Raw genomic sequence first — 18,626 nt, 5'->3', positions numbered from 1 at the left:
CCACCAAGTACACCAGAGAAATCGAAGAAGAAAATTCTCCCTTCAACAGGTAGTCAAAATTCATTCTTTGCATTACTTGCAGGTCTGTTCACCTTAAGTGGAGCTGCTTACTTGTTAAAGAAGAAGGCGTAATTCTATCATCAGATAGATCGAGTAAAGTCCACTAGATAAATCTAGTGGACTTTTAAGGGTTCTTTGTCAATTGAAGTAGGTGACGGTATTGAAAAAGCTGCCAATGATTTTGAATCAGAAGTAGCTGCTACAATGGCTGCTGCTCTTGGTCAAAACTAAGGCAATCAATAGTTAGTGTTTAAATCATAAATAAAAAGGTTAGAGAGCTGATATAACTCTCTAGCCTTTTCTAATAGTGTCTGCGATTATTTTACAATTTTTTTCGTGAATCCCTTGTGAGAAATCACAGAGTCTACAAAGATTAAAACGATTAAAGAAATTAGTAGATAGGTAATTTCGGAGTAGGTAAAAGCGATTCGATATGTTTGTGTAAAGAGAATAGCACAGACACTTACAGCAATGATGGCTAAATCAATTGTCCATTTTGTTTTAGGGTTTATTGAAGACGGTTCAAATAAAAATGGAGCAAATAAGCAGATGACTAACGGGACGACTTGGACATCCACATAATCAGCAGAAATAACTGTAAAAAAGAATAAAGTTGAAACCAACCAAACCAGTACATGACGTGTATATTTGAACCAATCCATTTTCATTCATTTGGCCTCCTTTTATTATTATCGTCAAATTTTCATCTATATTATAACGCTTTAAAATTAAAAGGCAAGCGTTTACACTCGAATTATTCCTATTCTATAAGCTTTTTCACTTGCTTGAATAATCAGACTTTTCAGTTTTTCATTTAGGTCTTTTTCTTTCAAAAACAAGAGATTTTCGGTATAATATTAGTCAATTATACCGAAAACAGTCTATAAACGTTGCTACAAAGGGAGTTTAAGCCTCTCTCTTTTAAATTTGTGGACTTTTTTAGGAACTTTTTATTTTTTCAAGAGCAGTTTCGTAGACAGAGACTGCTCTTTTTTGGTTTTCTTTTGATAAGTGACTGTACGTGTCCATGGTTACAGATATTTTTGCATGGCCAAGCCGTGTCTGTATTTCCTTGTAGGGTAGGCCGGCATTAAGCAAGATACTAGCGTGAGTGTGGCGGAATGCATGAAAGCCTAAGTCAGTACAGTTAGCATTTTTTAAGTGTTTATGTAGGCGATAATCAACCTTTCGAGTATTGACATAGTTGTCAAAGCTATCAGAGAATACTTTCTCATAGGTTAAGCCAATGTTTCTACCATTTTCTGCTTGTCTTGCTCGGTAGAGTCGAAGCATGAGTACTGTTTTATGATCGATATCCAAAACTCTATAGCTTGATTTTGTCTTAGGACTGTTTACCTGATTTAAAATGTTGAGTGTTTTGTTAATATCGATCGTTCCGTTCTGCAGGTCAATATCAGACCATTCCAGGGCCAGACATTCACGGATGCGCAGTCCAGTAGCTAGGAGCGTTTTATAAAGTACAGTATCATAAAAATTGATAAAGGTATTTTCTAGGTTATCGAGATAGGAGAGGAAGTTTTTAAGTTCCTGATCTTGAAAGTATTTAATTTCTTGTTTATCTCTTGTTATCTTTCTAGGAATGACAACATCACGAGCAGGGTTATTGTCTAATGCCTGAATAGAAACTCCATACTGTAGTATACGTTTATTTAAGGCATGAAGATGATTGTATTCTTTATATCCCGTTCCGTCCTGATTGTACTCATCCGCCCACTTATTTACCTGGGTTTGGATAATGACAGGGGTAAGTTTATCTAATTTGTAAGTGCCAAATGAGGGCAAGAGGTAGTTATTTAAGCAGCCTTTTATCTTTATCTGCGTGTTAGTCTTTATTGTATGCTGGTAGGTTTGCCAAAACAAGTCTACAAGTTCCTTATAGGTTGTTATATGTGAGCGTTGTTTCCGTGTAGAGCCGTTTTTCTCAAATTCTACCTTGACCTGAGTGGCCTTGTTCCTGAGTTCTTTCTTTGTTCGTGCTGATATGGTAGTCTTGACCTTCTTTCCTGTTACGGCATCGATGCCAAGATAGACGCTTGAGCGGTAGACTGCTGATCCGTCTTTTTTCGTGTGTTGTGTAATCTTCATGGTTTACTCCTTTTCCATCAGCAGGCAAGCAATTAGAAAAGGTTTTGAGTTTATATCATGCGAGGAGCTACGAGAACCCCTTTATTTTCGATTTTGAGCAGTCAGACGGTAAATTGTACCAGAGTAGGAAACAAGGCTATATAGAGCTTGTAGAGGCGTTAAACTTAATTAGTGAAAATTCCTAATCGAAGTATTTAGCAATTTTTAATATTTGTAAAAAGGTTCATTGATTGCACCTCGAAACAAAGCACAAAAGGAGCTTCGTTAGAGGCTCCTTTTGGTAGGTCGCTACTGCAACCATTCATAAGATTAAATTAAGCTTAATCCATTTGAAGCCATTTGTCAACTTTAAATTGATATTTAAAGTAAGAAGACTGGAGTAACTTTAGAATTTAAAACTATTTAAGCGAAGTTTGTCAATATATCTTCTTCTTCTAAAAATTTAGTATGAGGCAACAGTAAAATTTTTGCTTTGGTATTTTCTTCAAAGATTGCCTTTGTTTCTACCATTTTTTCAAACTTATGACTTGTGTCATCAATAAGTGCAACATATTCTGCATTATGTTTATGATTTTGGAGAATTCTAGTATCCATTGCAAGTAATTTTGCTCTGTTAAGATCATTACCATTTGAAATAGTTCTAATCAATTTTTCGTTTTTCCGTGTAGGGATTGTAAAATCAAATTGAACTGTAATTCCTTCTTTACCAGAAAACGAAGTTCTACTTGTAAAAAATACTTCTCTTTTTCTTAAAATTTCCTCGACTTCATCATGGAAAATATTCTTTACATTTTTATCTTTTAATACAATCATATCATTTACTTGCATGATTGTTTGAAGAAGACGTTGTTTAGCTAGAGGAAATTTTTCCAAGCTAGTAGTTATACAAAGTTCATTATTATTTAACTCAGTGCCTAGACTACTCACAATTGTGTTTAGAATATTGTTTTTATGTAAGGTTCGGCCGTTTAAATTTACGCCGTGACTTTTTAGGTTGTTGATAGTCCAGCCGTCATCTGTTAAGGTAACTCGACCATTGTTCAAGAATTCAGCATATAGAATGATATGGTCAAAATCGTTATCTAAAAAAGGAGTACTGATTTCAACAGTATGATTGTCAAGGTCAGCGAAGCGATACTCTTTCATAAGCCAGTCGAAGTATACTTTTTTCAATGTGTTGGACTTATTCATTATCTTTCTCCTTTCTTATATTTGTGTATGATATAAATTCCGTAAATACATCTATTATCTGATTTACATTAGGGAAGTTAGAATCTTTCAAAGGTATTGCAATGGAATCTCTCTTGTCGTGTTTATTGGAATAGATATGTATATGACTACCAATAATAACTTTTCCATCAGGATTAATGTGTCTGTTCGATGGATGAATGTCAACTCTAACTATGTGGTCGTGAAAATCTTTTAGTCGAAGATGTATGCTGAAACGTTCATTGTTTAATCTACCTCGAAAGATATGAAGAATATATTGGATATCATCATAGTCAATTATAGTCTCGTCCACTTCTATTTTACCAAACATTGCGGAAATGGTGTTGTAAATCTGATCAAAAGTTAGCTGATTTTTAGGATGTTTTAATCTATTTATAATTTCTTGCACTTGTGCATCATCTAAGTTTGAATAATTCATTTTATCTTTCTTTATAAATACTTATGTTTTTCTTGTTGTACAAAATAAATTCTGGAATTACTATTTTAGCAAGTAAAGTATATTTTTAATTTTTATCTTTGTTCCGACTTGTCACTTTGAGGGTATAGTCATTGTATTCTTCTTGTAATTTACTAAAGTAATTTGGCTATATTTCAGCAAATGAAGAGAACTCATTATTAAATGTTAGGTGGCTATTCTAATTATCTAAACAGAGAAAAGCTTAGAAATCAGGAAAGGTTTTAGATAATCTTCTCAAAAACCATTGTAGCCTGGATACGGTCGCCACCGCCTAGTCCTTTGCTTCCACCATTAGCAGTAGTAATAGTATGTAGGCGATAACCTTTTGAAGCTTGTTTATTGATAACATCTTCTAATTCTGTAAGGTTTCCTGATCCAGTACCGAAAAACTTTTCTTTCAATGTTACCTGAAGGACAACGTAGTGTAGTCCATTTACTCCAGAAGCAGTAGAAAAACTACCCTCTTGTTTTACAGTGTCAAAAAATCCCATGGGGGTTACTCCTTTTCGTCGTCTCTCTCAGATAGTTTTTTAACTAAATCAAAAGCTATTTTTTTATCATAGTCATTTAAAGAAATATAGTTGATTAAAATATCTGCAAAATTTGTATTGTTCTCTTTATCAGCATTTATTAGTTCTTCAATTGTAAACATATATGATGGGATATGATTAAGCAATCCTTTTCCAAAATTGTTATACTTTACAGGATTATTTATATGTTCTTCAACGTTTTTATATGCTAAACCAAGTTCATTTATTTTTTTAATATCTATATCATTGAGTAATTTTTTAAATTCGTTACTTTGGATTATTTTTAAAATATTTTGTTTATCTTCAAGTCCTAATAAGTAAGCAACATTTACTCCGAAGTAGTCAGCAAGCTGTCGAGCTTTTTCTGGCTTGATTTGACTTTCTCCGTTTTCCCATTTTTGGTATCCTCTACGGGTCACACCCATAACTTTAGCGACGTCCTCTTGAGTGTCGCCTTTTTTTTGTCTCAACTCTTTTAATCTGTTCATGTATATTACCTCATTTTAATTATATCACAAAATAACAAAAAGCTAACAAAAAATTCACTTTTTGTTATTTCGTTGTTGACAGCTAACAAAAAATACGCTACAATACAATCAAGCTAACAAATAGTTAGCTAAAGAAAGGAGGGATTTTATTGCTTATTACCTCAACGCAAGCAAAAGCAATCCGCCGAAAGCAGGCAGACAAGAAACTGACTGCTAAGCAAGCAGGCGAAGAAATCGGAGTTACACAAGTTACCTATCGAAAAATTCGAAATGGTGGCGAAGTGAAGCCGAGCATTTACCAAAAAGCCATGCAGTGGCTTGCTGAAGATTATTAGAAAGGGGCATAAGACAGGATCTAGAAATATTCTGCTTGCTACCTATGGCAGTATCAAGGGTTTGTAGGGGTTTATTCTCTCCTAAATTTTCCCTACCTCAATGATTTACTTTGGTACTGTTTTAGGTGGCAAGCAGTGACAAAAATAAGAAAGGAGCGAACTAATGGAATTGGTTTACATGGACGGCAAGAAAGAGCCGTATACACTGAGCAGTATCGTTGCAGACTGCGCTGAAATTAAGCACAGACATTTGAAGATTTTGCTGAATAAGCACCGAGAGGACTTTGAAAGCTTCGGAAAGGTGCAATTTAAAATTTCACCTTCAAAGAGTGGGCAAAATGTACGGGACTATATTTTGAATGAGCAACAAGCAACCTTGCTGATCACTTACTTACGAAATACAGAACCCGTAAAAGAGTTTAAGAAAAACCTAGTCAAAGCCTTCTTTGAAATGCGTGATGAACTTTCTAAACGCTATCTTCAAAGAGAACTGGAAAAGCCAAAGCGCAAAAGCTTAACTGAAGCTATTCAAACATGGGAGAAAGCACCTAAGCATGCCTATAGTACCCTTACAAACTTACTACTAAAGGGAGTGACAGGGAAGAATAAAGCGCAACTTATGAAGGAGCGAGAAAGTAAGAACGGTATTGATGGCTTGACAAGTGCAGAACTGACAAACTACCAACGTTTGGAAGATATGGCAATAGCGATGATTAACTTGAATAGGGGGTATTCAGAAATTAAAGAACTAATTTTTAAAGTATAGGAGTATAGAAAATGGAAAATGATTTTAAGACAGTTACAAATGCCAAAGGGTTAGAAATTCCCAAGTATTCCAAGGATTTTAAAAAGCTAGTTGAGAAAGACAGACAACTAGCCGAATATCTTTGTATGAACTACGAGAACTTGGACAGTGAAGACCTGGGCGCATTTCTTGAAACGGTGGAGCAGGGATTCAGTTGGATTCTGGATCTAATTGAAAGTAAAGACTTGCTTTATAAACCAAAGTCAGGTAGTAATCATGCAAAAAGAAAATAAAAAAATCACTTGCTCAAATTTTGGTAGAGGAGAGCAAGCGACACAGTTCAGAGTATAGAAATTTTTTCTATGCTTTGATTATAGCAAAAAATATCTATTCTATCAAATACCTAAAGAAAAACCGAAGAGCAGGCAAGCAATTAGAAAAGGTTTTGAAATCAAGCGCTGACAGGGTGATTCTAAGGCCTTGTTTAGCTGAAAGATGGGTAATTACTCATGAAACACCGCTACAAGCGTTCGCCAACTTGGGGCAACTGCCCAGCGTTTGGAGTGGTGGGAAACCTGTATAGGAAAAGGCAAAAGAAAAGGAAATAATATGACAGTAAATACAAATGATGTTCTAGTAGATTATGAGGGGCTTTGTTATCAGTTAACTGATACTCTACTAGTCTTAGAAATGGTTAGTATGGAAGACAGTAAACAATCATCAGCTTTACTAAATACAGTAATCCAAGCTATGAACCAACTCATTTCAGAACATACTCAACAGGCTAATGACTATAGAAAGGGGATAAAACATGAATGAGTTAGATTTAACCAACATACAAGCGGTTATCTTTATTGTGGTAGCTATTGGTTTACTAATCTATCTAAACCACCTAGACCGCAAAAAAAGTGCCCAAATCGAGCGAGAAAGTACACAGACGATAGAAACGACTAGCGAGGATTTAAGCCCTTATTATGGGCGATATATTCAGCTTGGAATGGTCAGTAAAGGGGATTAAGTATGTTTAGTTTGAGTAAAGAAAGCGAACATGATTTGACTAATAGAATAAGCACGGTAATAGAAAACTATCTAGCAGTTCGAGAAAGACCTAAACCACGACTAACTGGTTTAATATCAGCACAAGAAGTTATGGATGAGTTAGACATAAAATACAAAACTTTGCAAAAGTGGGAAGGTGCAGGACTAAGACGTTACCAACCACCACTAGAAGATACTAGAAAAGTCTATTACAAAGTTACGGATATTTTGAAGTTCCTGGGGGTAGACGATGGCAAAGACTAAAATATATTTTTGGTTAAAAGTTGATAAGAAGTTTTTTGATAATCTTTTTATTAAGCGACTTAAAAATATGCCTGGTGGCTACACTATGACAGTGATTTATATCCGTCTTATGTTGGAAAGTTTAGAAGATGACTGCATTTTGTACTATGAGGGGTATTTTGATAATTTGGTACAGGAGCTAGCTTTAAAATTGGATGTGTCCGAGGATGATATAAATATGACAGTAGCATATTTTACAAGATGTGGACTGATTCAGATTGATAATGATGGCCATGCTACATTATCGCAAGCAAAAGCCATGGTTGAGAGTGAAACAAACTGGGCAAAATACAAGCGAGAACAAAGAAAAAATAGTCAAGATTTACCAAAATTGGAGAATGTCCAAAATAAAAAGACTATTTCCAACTCATGTCCAACAGAGATAGAGATAGATAAAGAGAAAGAGTTAGAGCAAGATTTAAAGTTAGATATAAATAAAGAATATATAGTCGAGGGAACCTCGCCTAATGAGCAAAGCTCACCTTGCACTTTTCCTACTTGGCTTGAAGAAACAGCTATAAAAGATTTAGAGAAAACAAAACATAAAGAACTTTGGATTCCTATTGTTTATCTGAATCAAGTAGCTAATAAGCGGTATAAGTTTGTTGATAAGACAAAAAGGCTTTTACTAGCACGATTCAAAGAAGGCTATACACTTGAAGATTTTAAACAGGTGATAGATATTAAAACGGCAGAATGGAAGGATAGTCCTGAATTTTCTAAATATCTGAGACCAGAAACACTTTTCGGATCTAAGTTTGACAGTTATTTGAATCAAAAGCCTAAAACCATAAAAGGGAAGTCTGAAGATAACTTCCCAGACCTACCATTTTAGGAGTTACAAAGATGAAGGAACAATTTAAAGAATTTAATAACAGAAAAATATTGGATAAAGTTTGCGATATTCACCAGGTCAATTATTGGGAAATTTCTGTACCAGTGTTAGGGAGTTCAGAAAGAAAAGTACAAGCATTTTGCCCGGAGTGTGTGAAGGGAGAGATTAAACAAAAAGAGCAAGACCTATTACAACAGTTCGAGGACAGACAGGCTTACTTTAAAACTTATGATGTCTTAATGCGTGATAGCACGATTCCTAACGAGTTGAAGGGGGCAACGTTTGATAATTTCTTTGTTAAGACGACAGAGGAGCGCCAGATGCTAGAGTTTGTAAAAGGTCAAGCCCAGAAGTACCTTGCAGGTATGACGGGGAATACTTTAATCAGTGGTAGCACTGGAATAGGAAAAAGCCATTTATCTCTTGCTCTGGCCAAAGAAATCAATGAGAGCTTCAGAGAGAAGAACGAGCCTAAGAGTGTCTTGTTTGTCAGCTTAACCGAGATTATCAAGCAGATAAAAGAAGGATGGGCATATGGAAGAAATGCAAACTTAACAGAGTATGAGGCGGTTAAAAAGCTTGTTGATGTAGATTTTCTAATCATCGATGACCTGGGAGCAAAAAATGGGACGGTAACACCTAAGAGTGACTGGGAACAGGATTTCTTATTTGATATTATCAATAATCGAGAAACTACGATTTTTAACACGAATCTAGATAGCAGTGAATTGCGAACGGTTTACAATGCTAGAAATTCAAGTAGAATTTTGAAAGGTTTAGACGGTAACACTTTTAAGGCTTTCACGATCAAAGACAAGAGATACACTATAAATACAGTGAGGGGAGAATTTCAATGAATGATGATAAAATGCGATTTTCAACAGAAAAAGGCTTTGTTGTCTACGAAAAATGTGGTATAATAGAGATAGAAAAAGTTCCAAGGTTTGGAGAGATAATTTTATTCTACTCAGATGGGAAATTTACCCATCTAGTCAAAAAAGAAACTAAAAAATAGGTCTATTGAGAACAACTCAGGGACATACCGTAAGCATATAATGCTAGTGGTATGTCCCTTTTTGTTTGCATAGAAAGGGGGTGCGGGTGATGTCAGGAGATACTTCTTTAGGGTATGTGGTAGCCAATAAGTTTTCTATGGATCCGGATAAAAGACAGAAACTCTTTTCTCAGTGTAAAAAAGAAGATGATCGCTTAGAACAACGGAAACAAGAAATACTAGAAAAATATGCTAACAAACAAGACAAACCAAAATCTAGAAAAAATTATAAACAAAAATCAGATATTAAAAGATAAAGGAGCAAAAAAATGACAACTAACTTAGCTAAACAAAAAGAAAATCTAGAAGCTTATATCCGGAGTACAGGTTATAACACTAGAGGGATGAACGTAGAAAATAATCATGTACTCATTGAAAAACCAATCCTTGATAGTTACGAAGATGAACACCAACGTAAAGAACTGGTTGATCTAGTAAATGTTATTGAGACTCGTACCCGTGGTGGGAAGTACGAAGTAACTGACTTTGAATCTGATTCATTACAAGAAGTTAGCGAAAATTCGGTTGAGAGAACAGAAGCAGATAAAAAGAAAACTATCAGCGTTGATTACTTAGTTAAATTATTTAGTGGAAAACTTGATTTTTCACAGGAGCAATTAGATGATGGCCAATATAATTTAACGGATTTTCTTGGTAAGAAGATTATTAAATTAAAACGTAGAACACGAAATAGAGAGATTGGGAAAATTCTCCAAACTGCGAAAGTGCAGGCTGCTACAAGTATGGACGACTTGAAATCTATTGTTTCTTTAATCAATCCAGAGCGAAATGTATCTATGGTTGTTAGTCAATCACTATTTAGTGTCTTAGAAAAAATGAAAGACACTTCAGGAAATTATCTTCTTAAAGTTGATAAAGAGACAGGGACAAGTGAAACATTCTTTGTAGATAACTTTTTAATTGTAGATGATACAACATTAGGGAACAAAGGCGACAAAAAAGGCTTTATCGGAGATCTAGAAAATTTTGTTACTTTGTTTGACCGAAAGAAAGATACACTTAGCTGGGTGAATGCGAATGACTATTTTGGGAAACGGTTGATTTTGCATACCCGTTTTGATGTAAAAAAAGTTGAAGAAGATTGTGGTTACTTTATTCAATGGAACTAGGAGAAAGAAATGGATATTAATCAAGTATTTGAAACACTGGATGATCTAGATAATAAAAAAAGTAAGATTAATTCAGCACGAGAACAGTTAAGCGAAAAAAGGAAAAGCCTTTTAGGCAATCAAACAGTTTCATTTGAGAATATAGATTCTTTTTTGTCAAATAACTTAGAATCTTTAGAGCGACTTGAAAAGATGGAAAAAGCTATTAATGGCCTTCAGGAAAAATTTGATAGTGATTTTTCAGAAGCTAATGCAGTCATCTTTGAATACATTTTTAAAGAAACTAAGCAACGGATGGAAACTAAGAAGATCTATAAACAATACCGGAAGAAACTTAGACGAATTCTGGATGCATATGATGAAATTCAAGAACTGAAGAAGGATGTAGAAGAAATCCATACAGGTGTAGTCAGGGAAATAAGTCAGAAACATTCTCTATTGCTATATCGAACGGAAGTAAGTCCGCTTACTGTCTTACCATTCTTAAATCCTGATATTAGCGGGTGGATGAATTTTTCTAAGGAATATCGGGACATTAAAGATTATTTAAAAAAATAGGGAACAAATTAAGTAAGGCTAGTGATATATGGCTGAAACAAAAGAAATATCGCTAGTCCTACTTTTATACTTTACTAAGTTTCACATAACAAAGTAAGCATAAACTGAAAAGAAGTAATAGCTTGAAAGCAAGGTATATCAGGGGTTTACAGAATGAAGTGAGTTTCACAGAATGTAAGATATGAGAAACTGGGGGCTTATTATTATTTTTCTTTATTGAGATTGTCATATTGAAACCTTGTCAAACTAAAATTATAGTGGGTAAAGAATACCAGACTAGTCAAGGTTTTTCTGGATTTGTTGAGATTGACAGAATACCCAATATGACAAACTAAAATCAAAAAATGTTTTAATTTTATAGGGGGTGCTGATAGATGGCCAGTCTAAGTAAACGAAAGTTAGATTCTATTGACGTAGAGCTACAATGGTATAGAACGATTGATAACCGCATATATTCGAGAAGGCAGGAGTTGATACATAATAAGAAACGTGGCTATGGAGACCACGTAAAAGGTAAAGGGAACAAAGCAAATAACCCAACAGAAAATACAATAATTAGACTTGAAGAAGATGTTACACTCAGATATTTAGAAGGGTTCAAGCTGCTTGTCGAAACTTTAATGAATGAGTTGATTGATACTGATTTGATAATATTTAAAATGAGGTTTCTAAAAGAGGGAGCGACCTGGGACGATGTCGCTTTTAAATTAAATAAATCCACTCGTGATATAAATAAGCGGAGAAAGATAATTGCTGAAAAATTTATAGAACTAAAAGGATATTGACTCCCCCCACCTTTTAAAAAATCTTTCTGGCCAGTAGGGTACCGGTGAAGGGAACTTTTTCCAAGTCGGAGATGTTCAGAGAAAAAGGGGGTAAAAACTTATTGTTTTTAGAAAAAAGTATTAGTTTTTCTAAAATAGAATTGAGATGAAACTATTTTTCTGAAATAAGACCTAATTTTCAATTGATAAATGAATTGATTATGTCATTTATTTTTAAGATTTCTTCCAATAATAGTTTTTGATACTCTTTAAAATTTTTTGAGGAATGAAATTCAATCAGTTCTTCAAAGAATTTCGGGGGATTGGTAAATATTTGTAATGGGACATTTGAAATTTTATAATGAAATATATTATTTCTAAAATCTTGTCGGAAGTTAAAAACTTTTTCTTTGCGATCAAGGATATCAACAACTTCCTCCCGTTGGAAATCAGTAAATAAAGAGCTTTCCTTATTAAGAATCAAGCGTAAGGCTGTAATACTAACTAAATAGCATTGGATTAGCGAGCGTGTAAAAAAGTAATTTTTTGATTTTAAGACACTTGGCATAATATGTACTACAAAATTATTCTGGCATAGTATGTTAAATAAGAATAACTGAGTGCCCGTAGGCAGAACTCCTGTTAAAAAATTCCTTCTTTTAGATTCAAATAAGAAAAAATCACGTTGTTCAAAGTTTTCAATTTTAATATCCTGGATTGTAGGCTTCTTAATAGTTTTTTGATTTACTGAATTAATTAAAGTTCCTAAAGCTTTGCTAAATTCAAAAAATAAATCAGTAGCTCTTTTATCAAAATAGGAAATATCCTTTTTATCAGTTTTCGATAAAATACTTTCTAGGTAAATATGATATTGGTTAGTGTTAGCGTATGGAATTTCGTTGAAGTAATATACCCCTAAATCATGTTGTCCAAAAATATTGATTACGAGTTTTTGAAATAAATTGTAATTTTCTACCATTTGTGAATAAAAGCGTCTCTCTATTTCAAGTATCAGTTTGTTAGCCTTGCTAAATTTTTTATCAGAGTATTGCTTATAACTCACTCGGACACTAGATATTATTTTTTGAAATTCCTGTTCTCCAATATTTGGAAAATCACTATGAACATCTCTGGGTAAAAACTTTAGTATTCCATCACAGAGAGATGATACAAAAGGAAGGATACCTATTGATAGTTCTGAATAAACTGTCTTATCCAAACTTACAATATTTTCAAGCAGTTGCCTTACTTCAGCAACTTCATCAAGTAGGATTGAAAAAGAAATCATTTCTATCTTATCCATGTTAATCCTTTCAGAAAGTTATTGTTTATATTATAGTTATTGTAACATTATTATTGATAATTGATTAGATGAATAAAAAAGCACCTTCAAAGGTGCTAGTTTCTTGCCTGCTGAACTCGTTAATATTACGCCCTTTTTAGGGCTCTTTTTTGTGGACTTTTTTAGGAACTTTCAAGAAAAACTAAGGCGATTTAATGCCTAATTGTTTTTGAAGAAAGTCAGTATTTTCAAGGGCTAAGCCCTAAAAATTTGACTGATAGAGTGTTAAATGATAGTATAGTCAAAGATAGTCAATGTCAGTTGCTCATTTATGGAGCAAAAGAAAGAACTGGAAGAAAGGGTTGTCATGAGCCATAAGAATACGTCAGACAGTATTGAGGAATATATCAAAGCAATTTTAGCTCAAGCTGGGATTGCAGAGTTGAAGCGCAGTGAAATTGCGGATGTTTTTCAGGTCGTTCCAAGTCAGATAAATTATGTCATCAAGACACGTTTTACGGAAAGTCGTGGCTATGTTGTCGAAAGTAAGCGCGGTGGAGGTGGCTATATTCGGATTGGTCGGATTGAGTTTTCTAATCATCATGAGCTGCTTTGTGATTTGCTGCATAGCGTCGGCGAGCAGATCAGTCAGCAGGTTTTTACAGATATTATTCAACTACTATTTGATGAAAAAATCATGACAGAACGAGAAGGTAATCTTCTTTTAGCGACGGCAACTGATAGAGTATTGGGAACAGATGCTGCACGAATTCGTGCGCGGATGTTGAAGAAAATTTTACAACAAGTTGATAGAAAAGGGAAAAACTAATATATGAAATATTCAAAAGCTTTGACAGAAAGTATTGAGTCGGCGCAGCTGCTAGCAAGCCATTTTGAAACAGATTATTTGGAGTCTTGGCATTTGTTGATTGCCATGGCGAATAATCCTTATAGTGTTGCGGGTTCTGTTTTAAATGATTATCCGCTTGAAATTGATGATTTTGAGAAAGCAGCCTTTCATATCACAGGAAAGATTTATCAACAAGAGGGAAGCTTTACCATTTGGCCATTTTCTCATCGTATGAAAGTGTTGTTTTTGACAGCTGAGCGAATTGCGGAGTCTGTGCATGCTAAGAATCTTGGGACAGAGCATGTGTTGTTAGCTATGCTGTTTGACAGAGGAAGTTTGGCGGCACGTCTCCTTGAATTTACAGGCTTTAGCTATGAGGATAAAGAAGGCGTTTTGCGCATGACCGATCTTCGGAAAAACTTAGAGCATAAGGCTAGCTGGGGTAAAGAAGATATAAAGGCTATTCGCCACTTAAATAAAAATACTGCCGCAGCAAAACAAACGATGGCCAATATGATGGGTATGCATCCTTCTACCAGCGGCGGGCTAGAAGACTATACCCGTGATTTAACCGAAATGGCTCGTGCTGGTCTTTTAGAACCGGTCGTTGGGCGTGATGAAGAAATTTCGCGTATGCTTCAGATTTTAAGTCGCAAGACGAAAAACAATCCAGTTTTGGTAGGAGATGCAGGAGTTGGGAAGACAGCATTGGCCCTTGGTTTGGCACAGCGTGTGGCTGCTGGTCAGGTGCCAAATGAGCTTGCAAAGATGAGAGTTCTGGAGCTGGATTTGATGAATGTGGTAGCTGGGACTCGTTTTCGCGGCGATTTTGAAGAGCGAATGAACAATATTATCAATGATATTGAAACAGACGGGCATGTGATTCTCTTCATTGATGAGCTTCATACCATTATGGGTTCTGGTAGCGGGATTGACTCGACGTTGGATGCAGCGAACATTCTCAAGCCAGCTTTGGCCAGAGGAACACTTAGAACGGTCGGCGCAACGACACAAGAAGAGTACCAGAAATATATTGAAAAGGACGCAGCTCTTTCACGGCGATTTGCCAAGGTTACTATTGAAGAGCCGACAGTAGCTGATAGTATTGCGATTTTACAGGGACTCAAGAAAAGCTATGAAGAACACCACAAGGTGGTGATTACAGATTCAGCGATTGAAACAGCTGTTAAGTATGCTCATCGTTATCTAACAAGCAAACATCTACCTGATTCGGCGATTGATTTGCTAGATGAAGCTGCTGCAACGGTACAAAATAAAGGTCCGCAAAATCATGTAAAAGCAGAATTGAGTGCAGCAGATGAGGCTTTAATGGCAGGCGATTGGAAAAAGGTTGGCGCTTTGTTGGAGAAAGAAAGTCAGCCAATTGTCTACAAACTAAAGGTTAAAGACGAGGATATTTTGGCAACACTCAGCGGTTTATCGGGCATTCCTGTGCAAAAGTTGACGCAAACAGATGCGAAGAAATACCTCCATTTAGAAAAGGAACTGCACAAACGGGTCATTGGGCAAAATGAAGCAATTTCTGCTATCAGTCGAGCGATTCGGCGCAATCAATCTGGCATCCGCACCAGCAAACGTCCAATTGGCTCCTTTATGTTCTTGGGCCCAACCGGGGTTGGAAAAACTGAGCTGGCTAAGGCTTTAGCGGAAGTTCTCTTTGATGATGAAACAGCGCTGATTCGCTTTGATATGAGTGAGTACATGGAGAAATTTGCGGCGAGTCGTCTCAATGGAGCGCCTCCAGGTTATGTCGGTTATGAAGAAGGGGGCGAATTGACTGAAAAAGTTCGCAATCGTCCATACTCTGTGCTCCTTTTTGACGAGGTGGAAAAAGCTCATCCTGATATTTTCAATGTGCTTCTCCAAGTCTTAGATGATGGTGTTCTGACCGATAGCAAGGGACGCAAGGTGGATTTTTCCAACACCATTATCATTATGACCAGCAATCTTGGTGCGACAAGTTTGCGGGATGATAAGACGGTCGGTTTTGGAGCGCGTGATGCCCGCTTTGACCATGAAAGCATGGAAAAACGGATGATGGAAGAGCTCAAGAAAAGTTATCGTCCGGAATTTATCAACCGAATTGATGAAAAGGTTGTTTTTCATAGTTTGACTAGCGAAGACATGCAAGAAGTGGTAAAAATTATGGTGAAACCACTCATTGTCAGTCTTGCTGAAAAAGGAATTGAGCTTAAATTCCAACCGAGTGCTTTGAAACTTCTAGCTAAAAAAGGTTACGATCCTGAAATGGGAGCAAGGCCACTTCGCAGAACTCTACAAACTCAGGTAGAAGATCGTTTATCCGAATTTCTTTTAGCTGGTGAGTTACAGACGGGACAACGTTTGAAAGTCGGTGTCAAAGCAGGGCAGCTGAAGTTTGAAGTGCTATGAGTTTTTCCTTGAAACGTTCAGGGATAGATAAGGACTTAAAAGATGAACATTCGTGAAATGACAGAAACGGATTATGATCAGGTTTATCAACTGTGGTTGTCGTGTGCAGGCATGGGATTGAATGATTTAGATGATTCAAAAGAGGGAATTGCTCGGTTTTTGCAGAGAAATCCTCAAACTTGTCTGGTGGCAGTAGAAAATCAAACGATTATCGGAGCGATTTTAGTTGGTTCGGACGGTCGAAGAGCCTATATCTACCATACAGCAGTTCATCCGAACTACCGCAGGAGAGGGATTGCAAGACAGTTGATTGAAACGGTGTTAACTGTCTTAGATGAGTTAAAAATTCACAAGGTCGCTTTGGTCGTATTCAAAAGGAATACAGAAGGAAACAAGTTTTGGGAGAAATTAGGATTCTCTGTTCGAGAAGATCTCATTTACCGCAATCAAGCAAGGACTGAAATGACTCGGATAGATACCTAGTAGAAATGACTAATAAAAAGCACCAACCATTTGGAAATAAGTTTCCAGATGATTGGTGTTTTTTGATGTTTAAATTTGCAGCAACTCTTCAATTTCTGCAAGACTGTTGGCTTGGGAAATAGCACCGCGGAGTTTGGCAGCACCAGCTGTTCCGCGGAGGTAATGAGGAGCTAAACCGCGAAATTCTCGAACGGCGATATGTTCTCCTTTAAGGTCAATCAAGCGCTTCAAATGATCGTAAGCAATGTGCATTTTATCCTCAAAGCTGAGGTCGGGTAAGATTTCTCCCGTTTCAAAATAATGGTTGATTTGTTGGAAGAGGTAAGGATTGCCCATGGCAGCACGTCCAATCATGACTGCATCTGCACCGACTTCTTCTATACGTTGTTTTGCATCTTGAACGGTGCGAATATCGCCATTGGCAATGAAAGGAATCTTGGTTAAGGCTTGCGCAACACTGTGGAGGGTTTCAAGATCGGCGTGACCGGTATACATTTGTTCGCGTGTGCGTCCGTGCATAGCAAGAGCTGCTGCACCGGCACTTTCCGCAGCTAAGGCATTTTCCACAGCTAGTGAGGCGTCCGACCAACCAGTGCGCATTTTCACAGTCAACGGAATATTGAGAACAGACCGAACCTTGCTGATAATAGAATAAATCTTGTCTGGATCCTTGAGCCATTTTGCACCAGCTTCGTTTTTGACAATTTTATTGACGGGACAGCCCATGTTGATATCCACAATATCTGTTTGGGTATTTTCTTGGATAAATTCGGCAGCGCGCGCCAAACTATCTTCGTCACTCCCAAACAACTGAATGGAAACGGGATGTTCTCCTTCATCAATATGCAGCATGTGAAGTGTCTTTTCGTTGTTGTACTGAATGCCCTTGTCTGAGACCATTTCCATGACGACAAGACCTGCACCCAGCTCTTTTGCAATCGTCCGAAAAGCTGAATTGGTGACGCCTGCCATGGGAGCAAGAACAGTCCGGTTGGGAATTTTTACATCACCAATCAAAAAAGAGGTATTAAGATTTGTCACGAATGAGTTCCTCCAAGTCTTTCTCGTCAAAATGATACGTGCTTTGGCAGAATTGGCAAGTGATTTCAGCTCCGTGGTCTTCGTCTCGCATTTCTTCAAGGTCTGACTTAGGTAGGCTTGAGAGAGCATTTAGGAAACGCTCTTTGCTGCAATCGCATTGGAAGCGAACTTCTTCTTCTGACAATCGTTTGTAAGGTTCGTTGCCGTAGATAGCTGAAAGCAGGGCTTCAATATGGTCTTCGGATTCCAAAAGTATTGAAATAGCAGGCATTTCTTGGATTCGTTTTTCAAAGCGGGCGATTTCTTCTTCTTTGGCACCTGGAAGGACTTGCAAGAGGAAACCACCAGCAACCTTGACCTTGTCATTGGCATCTAGTAGAACATTTAACCCGACGGCTGACGGAGTTTGCTGGCTTTCTGTTAGATAGAATGCTAAATCTTCGCCAATTTCACCGGATACAAGCGGAGTCATAGAATGATAAGGATTTCCAGTTCCATAGTCTGTAATGACGAGGAATTCGCCATTTCCAACGAATGGTCCGACCAGCACTTCGCCAGTCGCGGTTTTTTTAATGTCTACGCCGGGATTTTGCACATAACCTTTGACAGTACCTTTTGTATCTGCAACGGTGATAATAGCACCGAGAGAGCTTGTCCCTAGCACTTTGACGGTGATTTTTGTATCTCCTTTTTCGTTTGCGGCAAGGATTTGACTGGCAATGAGCGTGCGACCTAGTGCTACAGTTGAGCTGGCCTGAGTGTGATGTTTTTCTTGAGCTGTCCGAACGGTTTCAGTACTGTCCAGTACATAAGCTCGGAAAGCTCCGTTTTCTGAAATAGTTTTAATAATCTTGTCCATACCTTTTATTGTAACATAAAAAAAGAAAAGGGAGCGGGACAAAAATCGGTATTTCGTAAGAAATTG

Annotated in this window: 26 protein-coding genes; 17 read left to right on the top strand and 9 right to left on the bottom strand. The window is 36.7% G+C overall.

All coding sequences use genetic code 11. The features are described 5' to 3' along the window. Nucleotides 1-132: LPXTG cell wall anchor domain-containing protein (locus ACOMA9_RS09160; protein ID WP_421425290.1), on the top strand; the 132-nt coding region annotated here is incomplete at its 5' end. A 245-nt stretch (nucleotides 133-377) separates the two neighbouring features. Here the strand turns inward: ACOMA9_RS09160 and ACOMA9_RS09155 are convergent. The 6 genes from ACOMA9_RS09155 to ACOMA9_RS09130 all read right to left on the bottom strand — a co-directional run bounded on the left by ACOMA9_RS09155 (nucleotide 378) and on the right by ACOMA9_RS09130 (nucleotide 4,871). Beyond that, a complete protein-coding gene (locus tag ACOMA9_RS09155) occupies nucleotides 378-728 on the bottom strand; it encodes a hypothetical protein (protein WP_003028725.1) in 351 nt (116 codons plus the stop codon). Between the two features lie 271 nt (nucleotides 729-999). After that, a complete protein-coding gene (locus tag ACOMA9_RS09150) occupies nucleotides 1,000-2,166 on the bottom strand; it encodes a tyrosine-type recombinase/integrase (protein WP_330945301.1) in 1,167 nt (388 codons plus the stop codon). Between the two features lie 402 nt (nucleotides 2,167-2,568). After that, nucleotides 2,569-3,357, bottom strand: coding sequence for a DUF1828 domain-containing protein (locus tag ACOMA9_RS09145; protein ID WP_049510244.1), 789 nt, complete (start codon nucleotides 3,355-3,357; stop codon nucleotides 2,569-2,571). Then, a complete protein-coding gene (locus tag ACOMA9_RS09140; protein ID WP_330945302.1) occupies nucleotides 3,350-3,814 on the bottom strand; it encodes a DUF6978 family protein in 465 nt (154 codons plus the stop codon). Before ACOMA9_RS09140 ends, ACOMA9_RS09145 begins: the two co-directional genes overlap by 8 nt. 260 nt (nucleotides 3,815-4,074) lie before the next feature. Further along, entirely contained in the window at nucleotides 4,075-4,344 is a 270-nt protein-coding gene (locus ACOMA9_RS09135) for a DUF4177 domain-containing protein (RefSeq protein ID WP_004261908.1), read from the bottom strand. Nucleotides 4,345-4,349: 5 nt separating this feature from the next. Continuing rightward, nucleotides 4,350-4,871: a helix-turn-helix domain-containing protein gene (locus tag ACOMA9_RS09130; RefSeq protein ID WP_330945303.1), complete on the bottom strand. Its 522-nt coding sequence runs from the start codon at nucleotides 4,869-4,871 to the stop codon at nucleotides 4,350-4,352. Between the two features lie 149 nt (nucleotides 4,872-5,020). On the opposite strand from ACOMA9_RS09130, the gene ACOMA9_RS09125 reads away from it, so the two are divergent. The 13 genes from ACOMA9_RS09125 (at nucleotide 5,021) to ACOMA9_RS09065 (ending at nucleotide 11,654) form a co-directional block, all read left to right on the top strand. Continuing rightward, nucleotides 5,021-5,206 carry a helix-turn-helix domain-containing protein gene (locus ACOMA9_RS09125; protein ID WP_125395156.1) on the top strand — a complete coding sequence of 62 codons (186 nt, stop codon included), beginning with the start codon at nucleotides 5,021-5,023 and terminating at the stop codon, nucleotides 5,204-5,206. Nucleotides 5,207-5,369: 163 nt separating this feature from the next. After that, nucleotides 5,370-5,972: a Rha family transcriptional regulator gene (locus ACOMA9_RS09120; RefSeq protein WP_330945304.1), complete on the top strand. Its 603-nt coding sequence runs from the start codon at nucleotides 5,370-5,372 to the stop codon at nucleotides 5,970-5,972. 11 nt (nucleotides 5,973-5,983) lie between these two features. Next, nucleotides 5,984-6,244, top strand: a complete 261-nt coding sequence (locus ACOMA9_RS09115; RefSeq protein WP_042900400.1) for a hypothetical protein — start codon at nucleotides 5,984-5,986, stop codon at nucleotides 6,242-6,244. Nucleotides 6,245-6,560: 316 nt separating this feature from the next. Further along, complete coding sequence (locus tag ACOMA9_RS09110) at nucleotides 6,561-6,770, top strand: hypothetical protein (protein ID WP_330945305.1); 210 nt, start codon at nucleotides 6,561-6,563, stop codon at nucleotides 6,768-6,770. After that, entirely contained in the window at nucleotides 6,763-6,969 is a 207-nt protein-coding gene (locus ACOMA9_RS09105; RefSeq protein ID WP_330945306.1) for a hypothetical protein, read from the top strand. The genes ACOMA9_RS09110 and ACOMA9_RS09105 overlap by 8 nt, the downstream gene beginning before the upstream one ends. Nucleotides 6,970-6,971: 2 nt before the next feature. Next, nucleotides 6,972-7,253: an XRE family transcriptional regulator gene (locus ACOMA9_RS09100; protein WP_330945307.1), complete on the top strand. Its 282-nt coding sequence runs from the start codon at nucleotides 6,972-6,974 to the stop codon at nucleotides 7,251-7,253. Then, nucleotides 7,240-8,127, top strand: a complete 888-nt coding sequence (locus tag ACOMA9_RS09095) for a conserved phage C-terminal domain-containing protein (RefSeq protein WP_330945308.1) — start codon at nucleotides 7,240-7,242, stop codon at nucleotides 8,125-8,127. Before ACOMA9_RS09100 ends, ACOMA9_RS09095 begins: the two co-directional genes overlap by 14 nt. Nucleotides 8,128-8,138: 11 nt before the next feature. Then, nucleotides 8,139-8,984, top strand: a complete 846-nt coding sequence (locus ACOMA9_RS09090) for an ATP-binding protein (protein ID WP_330945309.1) — start codon at nucleotides 8,139-8,141, stop codon at nucleotides 8,982-8,984. After that, nucleotides 8,981-9,142, top strand: coding sequence for a hypothetical protein (locus ACOMA9_RS09085; RefSeq protein ID WP_330945310.1), 162 nt, complete (start codon nucleotides 8,981-8,983; stop codon nucleotides 9,140-9,142). Before ACOMA9_RS09090 ends, ACOMA9_RS09085 begins: the two co-directional genes overlap by 4 nt. Nucleotides 9,143-9,231: 89 nt before the next feature. Beyond that, the gene (locus tag ACOMA9_RS09080; protein WP_330945311.1) at nucleotides 9,232-9,438 is read left to right on the top strand and encodes a hypothetical protein; all 207 of its coding nucleotides are present in this window, start codon (nucleotides 9,232-9,234) and stop codon (nucleotides 9,436-9,438) included. A gap of 12 nt (nucleotides 9,439-9,450) precedes the next feature. Then, a complete protein-coding gene (locus ACOMA9_RS09075; protein ID WP_330945312.1) occupies nucleotides 9,451-10,311 on the top strand; it encodes a phage major capsid protein in 861 nt (286 codons plus the stop codon). A gap of 9 nt (nucleotides 10,312-10,320) precedes the next feature. Then, nucleotides 10,321-10,869: a hypothetical protein gene (locus ACOMA9_RS09070; RefSeq protein ID WP_330945313.1), complete on the top strand. Its 549-nt coding sequence runs from the start codon at nucleotides 10,321-10,323 to the stop codon at nucleotides 10,867-10,869. 374 nt (nucleotides 10,870-11,243) lie between these two features. Continuing rightward, nucleotides 11,244-11,654, top strand: coding sequence for a DUF722 domain-containing protein (locus tag ACOMA9_RS09065; protein WP_330945314.1), 411 nt, complete (start codon nucleotides 11,244-11,246; stop codon nucleotides 11,652-11,654). A 178-nt stretch (nucleotides 11,655-11,832) separates the two neighbouring features. Here the strand turns inward: ACOMA9_RS09065 and ACOMA9_RS09060 are convergent, their stop codons facing one another. Next, a complete protein-coding gene (locus ACOMA9_RS09060; RefSeq protein WP_330945315.1) occupies nucleotides 11,833-12,936 on the bottom strand; it encodes a hypothetical protein in 1,104 nt (367 codons plus the stop codon). Between the two features lie 346 nt (nucleotides 12,937-13,282). Between ACOMA9_RS09060 and ACOMA9_RS09055 the strand changes: the two genes are divergently transcribed. From ACOMA9_RS09055 to ACOMA9_RS09045, 3 genes are read left to right on the top strand one after another with little or no spacing between them, the layout of a single operon-like run. Further along, a complete protein-coding gene (locus ACOMA9_RS09055; protein ID WP_151379822.1) occupies nucleotides 13,283-13,744 on the top strand; it encodes a CtsR family transcriptional regulator in 462 nt (153 codons plus the stop codon). Nucleotides 13,745-13,747: 3 nt separating this feature from the next. Continuing rightward, the gene (locus tag ACOMA9_RS09050; protein ID WP_330945316.1) at nucleotides 13,748-16,177 is read left to right on the top strand and encodes an ATP-dependent Clp protease ATP-binding subunit; all 2,430 of its coding nucleotides are present in this window, start codon (nucleotides 13,748-13,750) and stop codon (nucleotides 16,175-16,177) included. Between the two features lie 42 nt (nucleotides 16,178-16,219). After that, nucleotides 16,220-16,660 (top strand): GNAT family N-acetyltransferase, encoded by a 441-nt coding sequence (locus ACOMA9_RS09045; RefSeq protein WP_106083635.1) that lies wholly within the window; start codon nucleotides 16,220-16,222, stop codon nucleotides 16,658-16,660. Between the two features lie 69 nt (nucleotides 16,661-16,729). Here the strand turns inward: ACOMA9_RS09045 and dusB are convergent, their stop codons facing one another. Both dusB and hslO read right to left on the bottom strand, forming a co-directional pair. Continuing rightward, on the bottom strand, nucleotides 16,730-17,701 hold the full coding sequence (dusB, locus tag ACOMA9_RS09040; protein WP_330945317.1) for a tRNA dihydrouridine synthase DusB: 972 nt from the start codon (nucleotides 17,699-17,701) through the stop codon (nucleotides 16,730-16,732). After that, on the bottom strand, nucleotides 17,688-18,560 hold the full coding sequence (hslO, locus tag ACOMA9_RS09035) for an Hsp33 family molecular chaperone HslO (RefSeq protein ID WP_330945318.1): 873 nt from the start codon (nucleotides 18,558-18,560) through the stop codon (nucleotides 17,688-17,690). Before hslO ends, dusB begins: the two co-directional genes overlap by 14 nt. Nucleotides 18,561-18,626 lie beyond the last annotated feature (66 nt).

The organism is Streptococcus atopicus (assembly GCF_049166725.1).
GTDB lineage: Bacteria > Bacillota > Bacilli > Lactobacillales > Streptococcaceae > Streptococcus > Streptococcus hominis.
The sequence above is the reverse complement of the archived record's forward strand: the minus strand, read 5'-3'. Positions and strand labels throughout refer to the sequence as shown.

What these genes read in the sequence shown, in the direction of transcription:
- ACOMA9_RS09155 (WP_003028725.1), bottom strand. Translation starts at nt 728, where the DNA reads ATGAAAATGGATTGGTTCAAATATACACGTCATGTACTGGTTTGGTTG.
- ACOMA9_RS09150 (WP_330945301.1), bottom strand. Translation starts at nt 2,166, where the DNA reads ATGAAGATTACACAACACACGAAAAAAGACGGATCAGCAGTCTACCGC.
- ACOMA9_RS09145 (WP_049510244.1), bottom strand. Translation starts at nt 3,357, where the DNA reads ATGAATAAGTCCAACACATTGAAAAAAGTATACTTCGACTGGCTTATG.
- ACOMA9_RS09140 (WP_330945302.1), bottom strand. Translation starts at nt 3,814, where the DNA reads ATGAATTATTCAAACTTAGATGATGCACAAGTGCAAGAAATTATAAAT.
- ACOMA9_RS09135 (WP_004261908.1), bottom strand. Translation starts at nt 4,344, where the DNA reads ATGGGATTTTTTGACACTGTAAAACAAGAGGGTAGTTTTTCTACTGCT.
- ACOMA9_RS09130 (WP_330945303.1), bottom strand. Translation starts at nt 4,871, where the DNA reads ATGAACAGATTAAAAGAGTTGAGACAAAAAAAAGGCGACACTCAAGAG.
- ACOMA9_RS09120 (WP_330945304.1), top strand. Translation starts at nt 5,370, where the DNA reads ATGGAATTGGTTTACATGGACGGCAAGAAAGAGCCGTATACACTGAGC.
- ACOMA9_RS09115 (WP_042900400.1), top strand. Translation starts at nt 5,984, where the DNA reads ATGGAAAATGATTTTAAGACAGTTACAAATGCCAAAGGGTTAGAAATT.
- ACOMA9_RS09110 (WP_330945305.1), top strand. Translation starts at nt 6,561, where the DNA reads ATGACAGTAAATACAAATGATGTTCTAGTAGATTATGAGGGGCTTTGT.
- ACOMA9_RS09105 (WP_330945306.1), top strand. Translation starts at nt 6,763, where the DNA reads ATGAATGAGTTAGATTTAACCAACATACAAGCGGTTATCTTTATTGTG.
- ACOMA9_RS09100 (WP_330945307.1), top strand. Translation starts at nt 6,972, where the DNA reads ATGTTTAGTTTGAGTAAAGAAAGCGAACATGATTTGACTAATAGAATA.
- ACOMA9_RS09095 (WP_330945308.1), top strand. Translation starts at nt 7,240, where the DNA reads ATGGCAAAGACTAAAATATATTTTTGGTTAAAAGTTGATAAGAAGTTT.
- ACOMA9_RS09090 (WP_330945309.1), top strand. Translation starts at nt 8,139, where the DNA reads ATGAAGGAACAATTTAAAGAATTTAATAACAGAAAAATATTGGATAAA.
- ACOMA9_RS09085 (WP_330945310.1), top strand. Translation starts at nt 8,981, where the DNA reads ATGAATGATGATAAAATGCGATTTTCAACAGAAAAAGGCTTTGTTGTC.
- ACOMA9_RS09080 (WP_330945311.1), top strand. Translation starts at nt 9,232, where the DNA reads ATGTCAGGAGATACTTCTTTAGGGTATGTGGTAGCCAATAAGTTTTCT.
- ACOMA9_RS09075 (WP_330945312.1), top strand. Translation starts at nt 9,451, where the DNA reads ATGACAACTAACTTAGCTAAACAAAAAGAAAATCTAGAAGCTTATATC.
- ACOMA9_RS09070 (WP_330945313.1), top strand. Translation starts at nt 10,321, where the DNA reads ATGGATATTAATCAAGTATTTGAAACACTGGATGATCTAGATAATAAA.
- ACOMA9_RS09065 (WP_330945314.1), top strand. Translation starts at nt 11,244, where the DNA reads ATGGCCAGTCTAAGTAAACGAAAGTTAGATTCTATTGACGTAGAGCTA.
- ACOMA9_RS09060 (WP_330945315.1), bottom strand. Translation starts at nt 12,936, where the DNA reads ATGGATAAGATAGAAATGATTTCTTTTTCAATCCTACTTGATGAAGTT.
- ACOMA9_RS09055 (WP_151379822.1), top strand. Translation starts at nt 13,283, where the DNA reads ATGAGCCATAAGAATACGTCAGACAGTATTGAGGAATATATCAAAGCA.
- ACOMA9_RS09050 (WP_330945316.1), top strand. Translation starts at nt 13,748, where the DNA reads ATGAAATATTCAAAAGCTTTGACAGAAAGTATTGAGTCGGCGCAGCTG.
- ACOMA9_RS09045 (WP_106083635.1), top strand. Translation starts at nt 16,220, where the DNA reads ATGAACATTCGTGAAATGACAGAAACGGATTATGATCAGGTTTATCAA.
- hslO (WP_330945318.1), bottom strand. Translation starts at nt 18,560, where the DNA reads ATGGACAAGATTATTAAAACTATTTCAGAAAACGGAGCTTTCCGAGCT.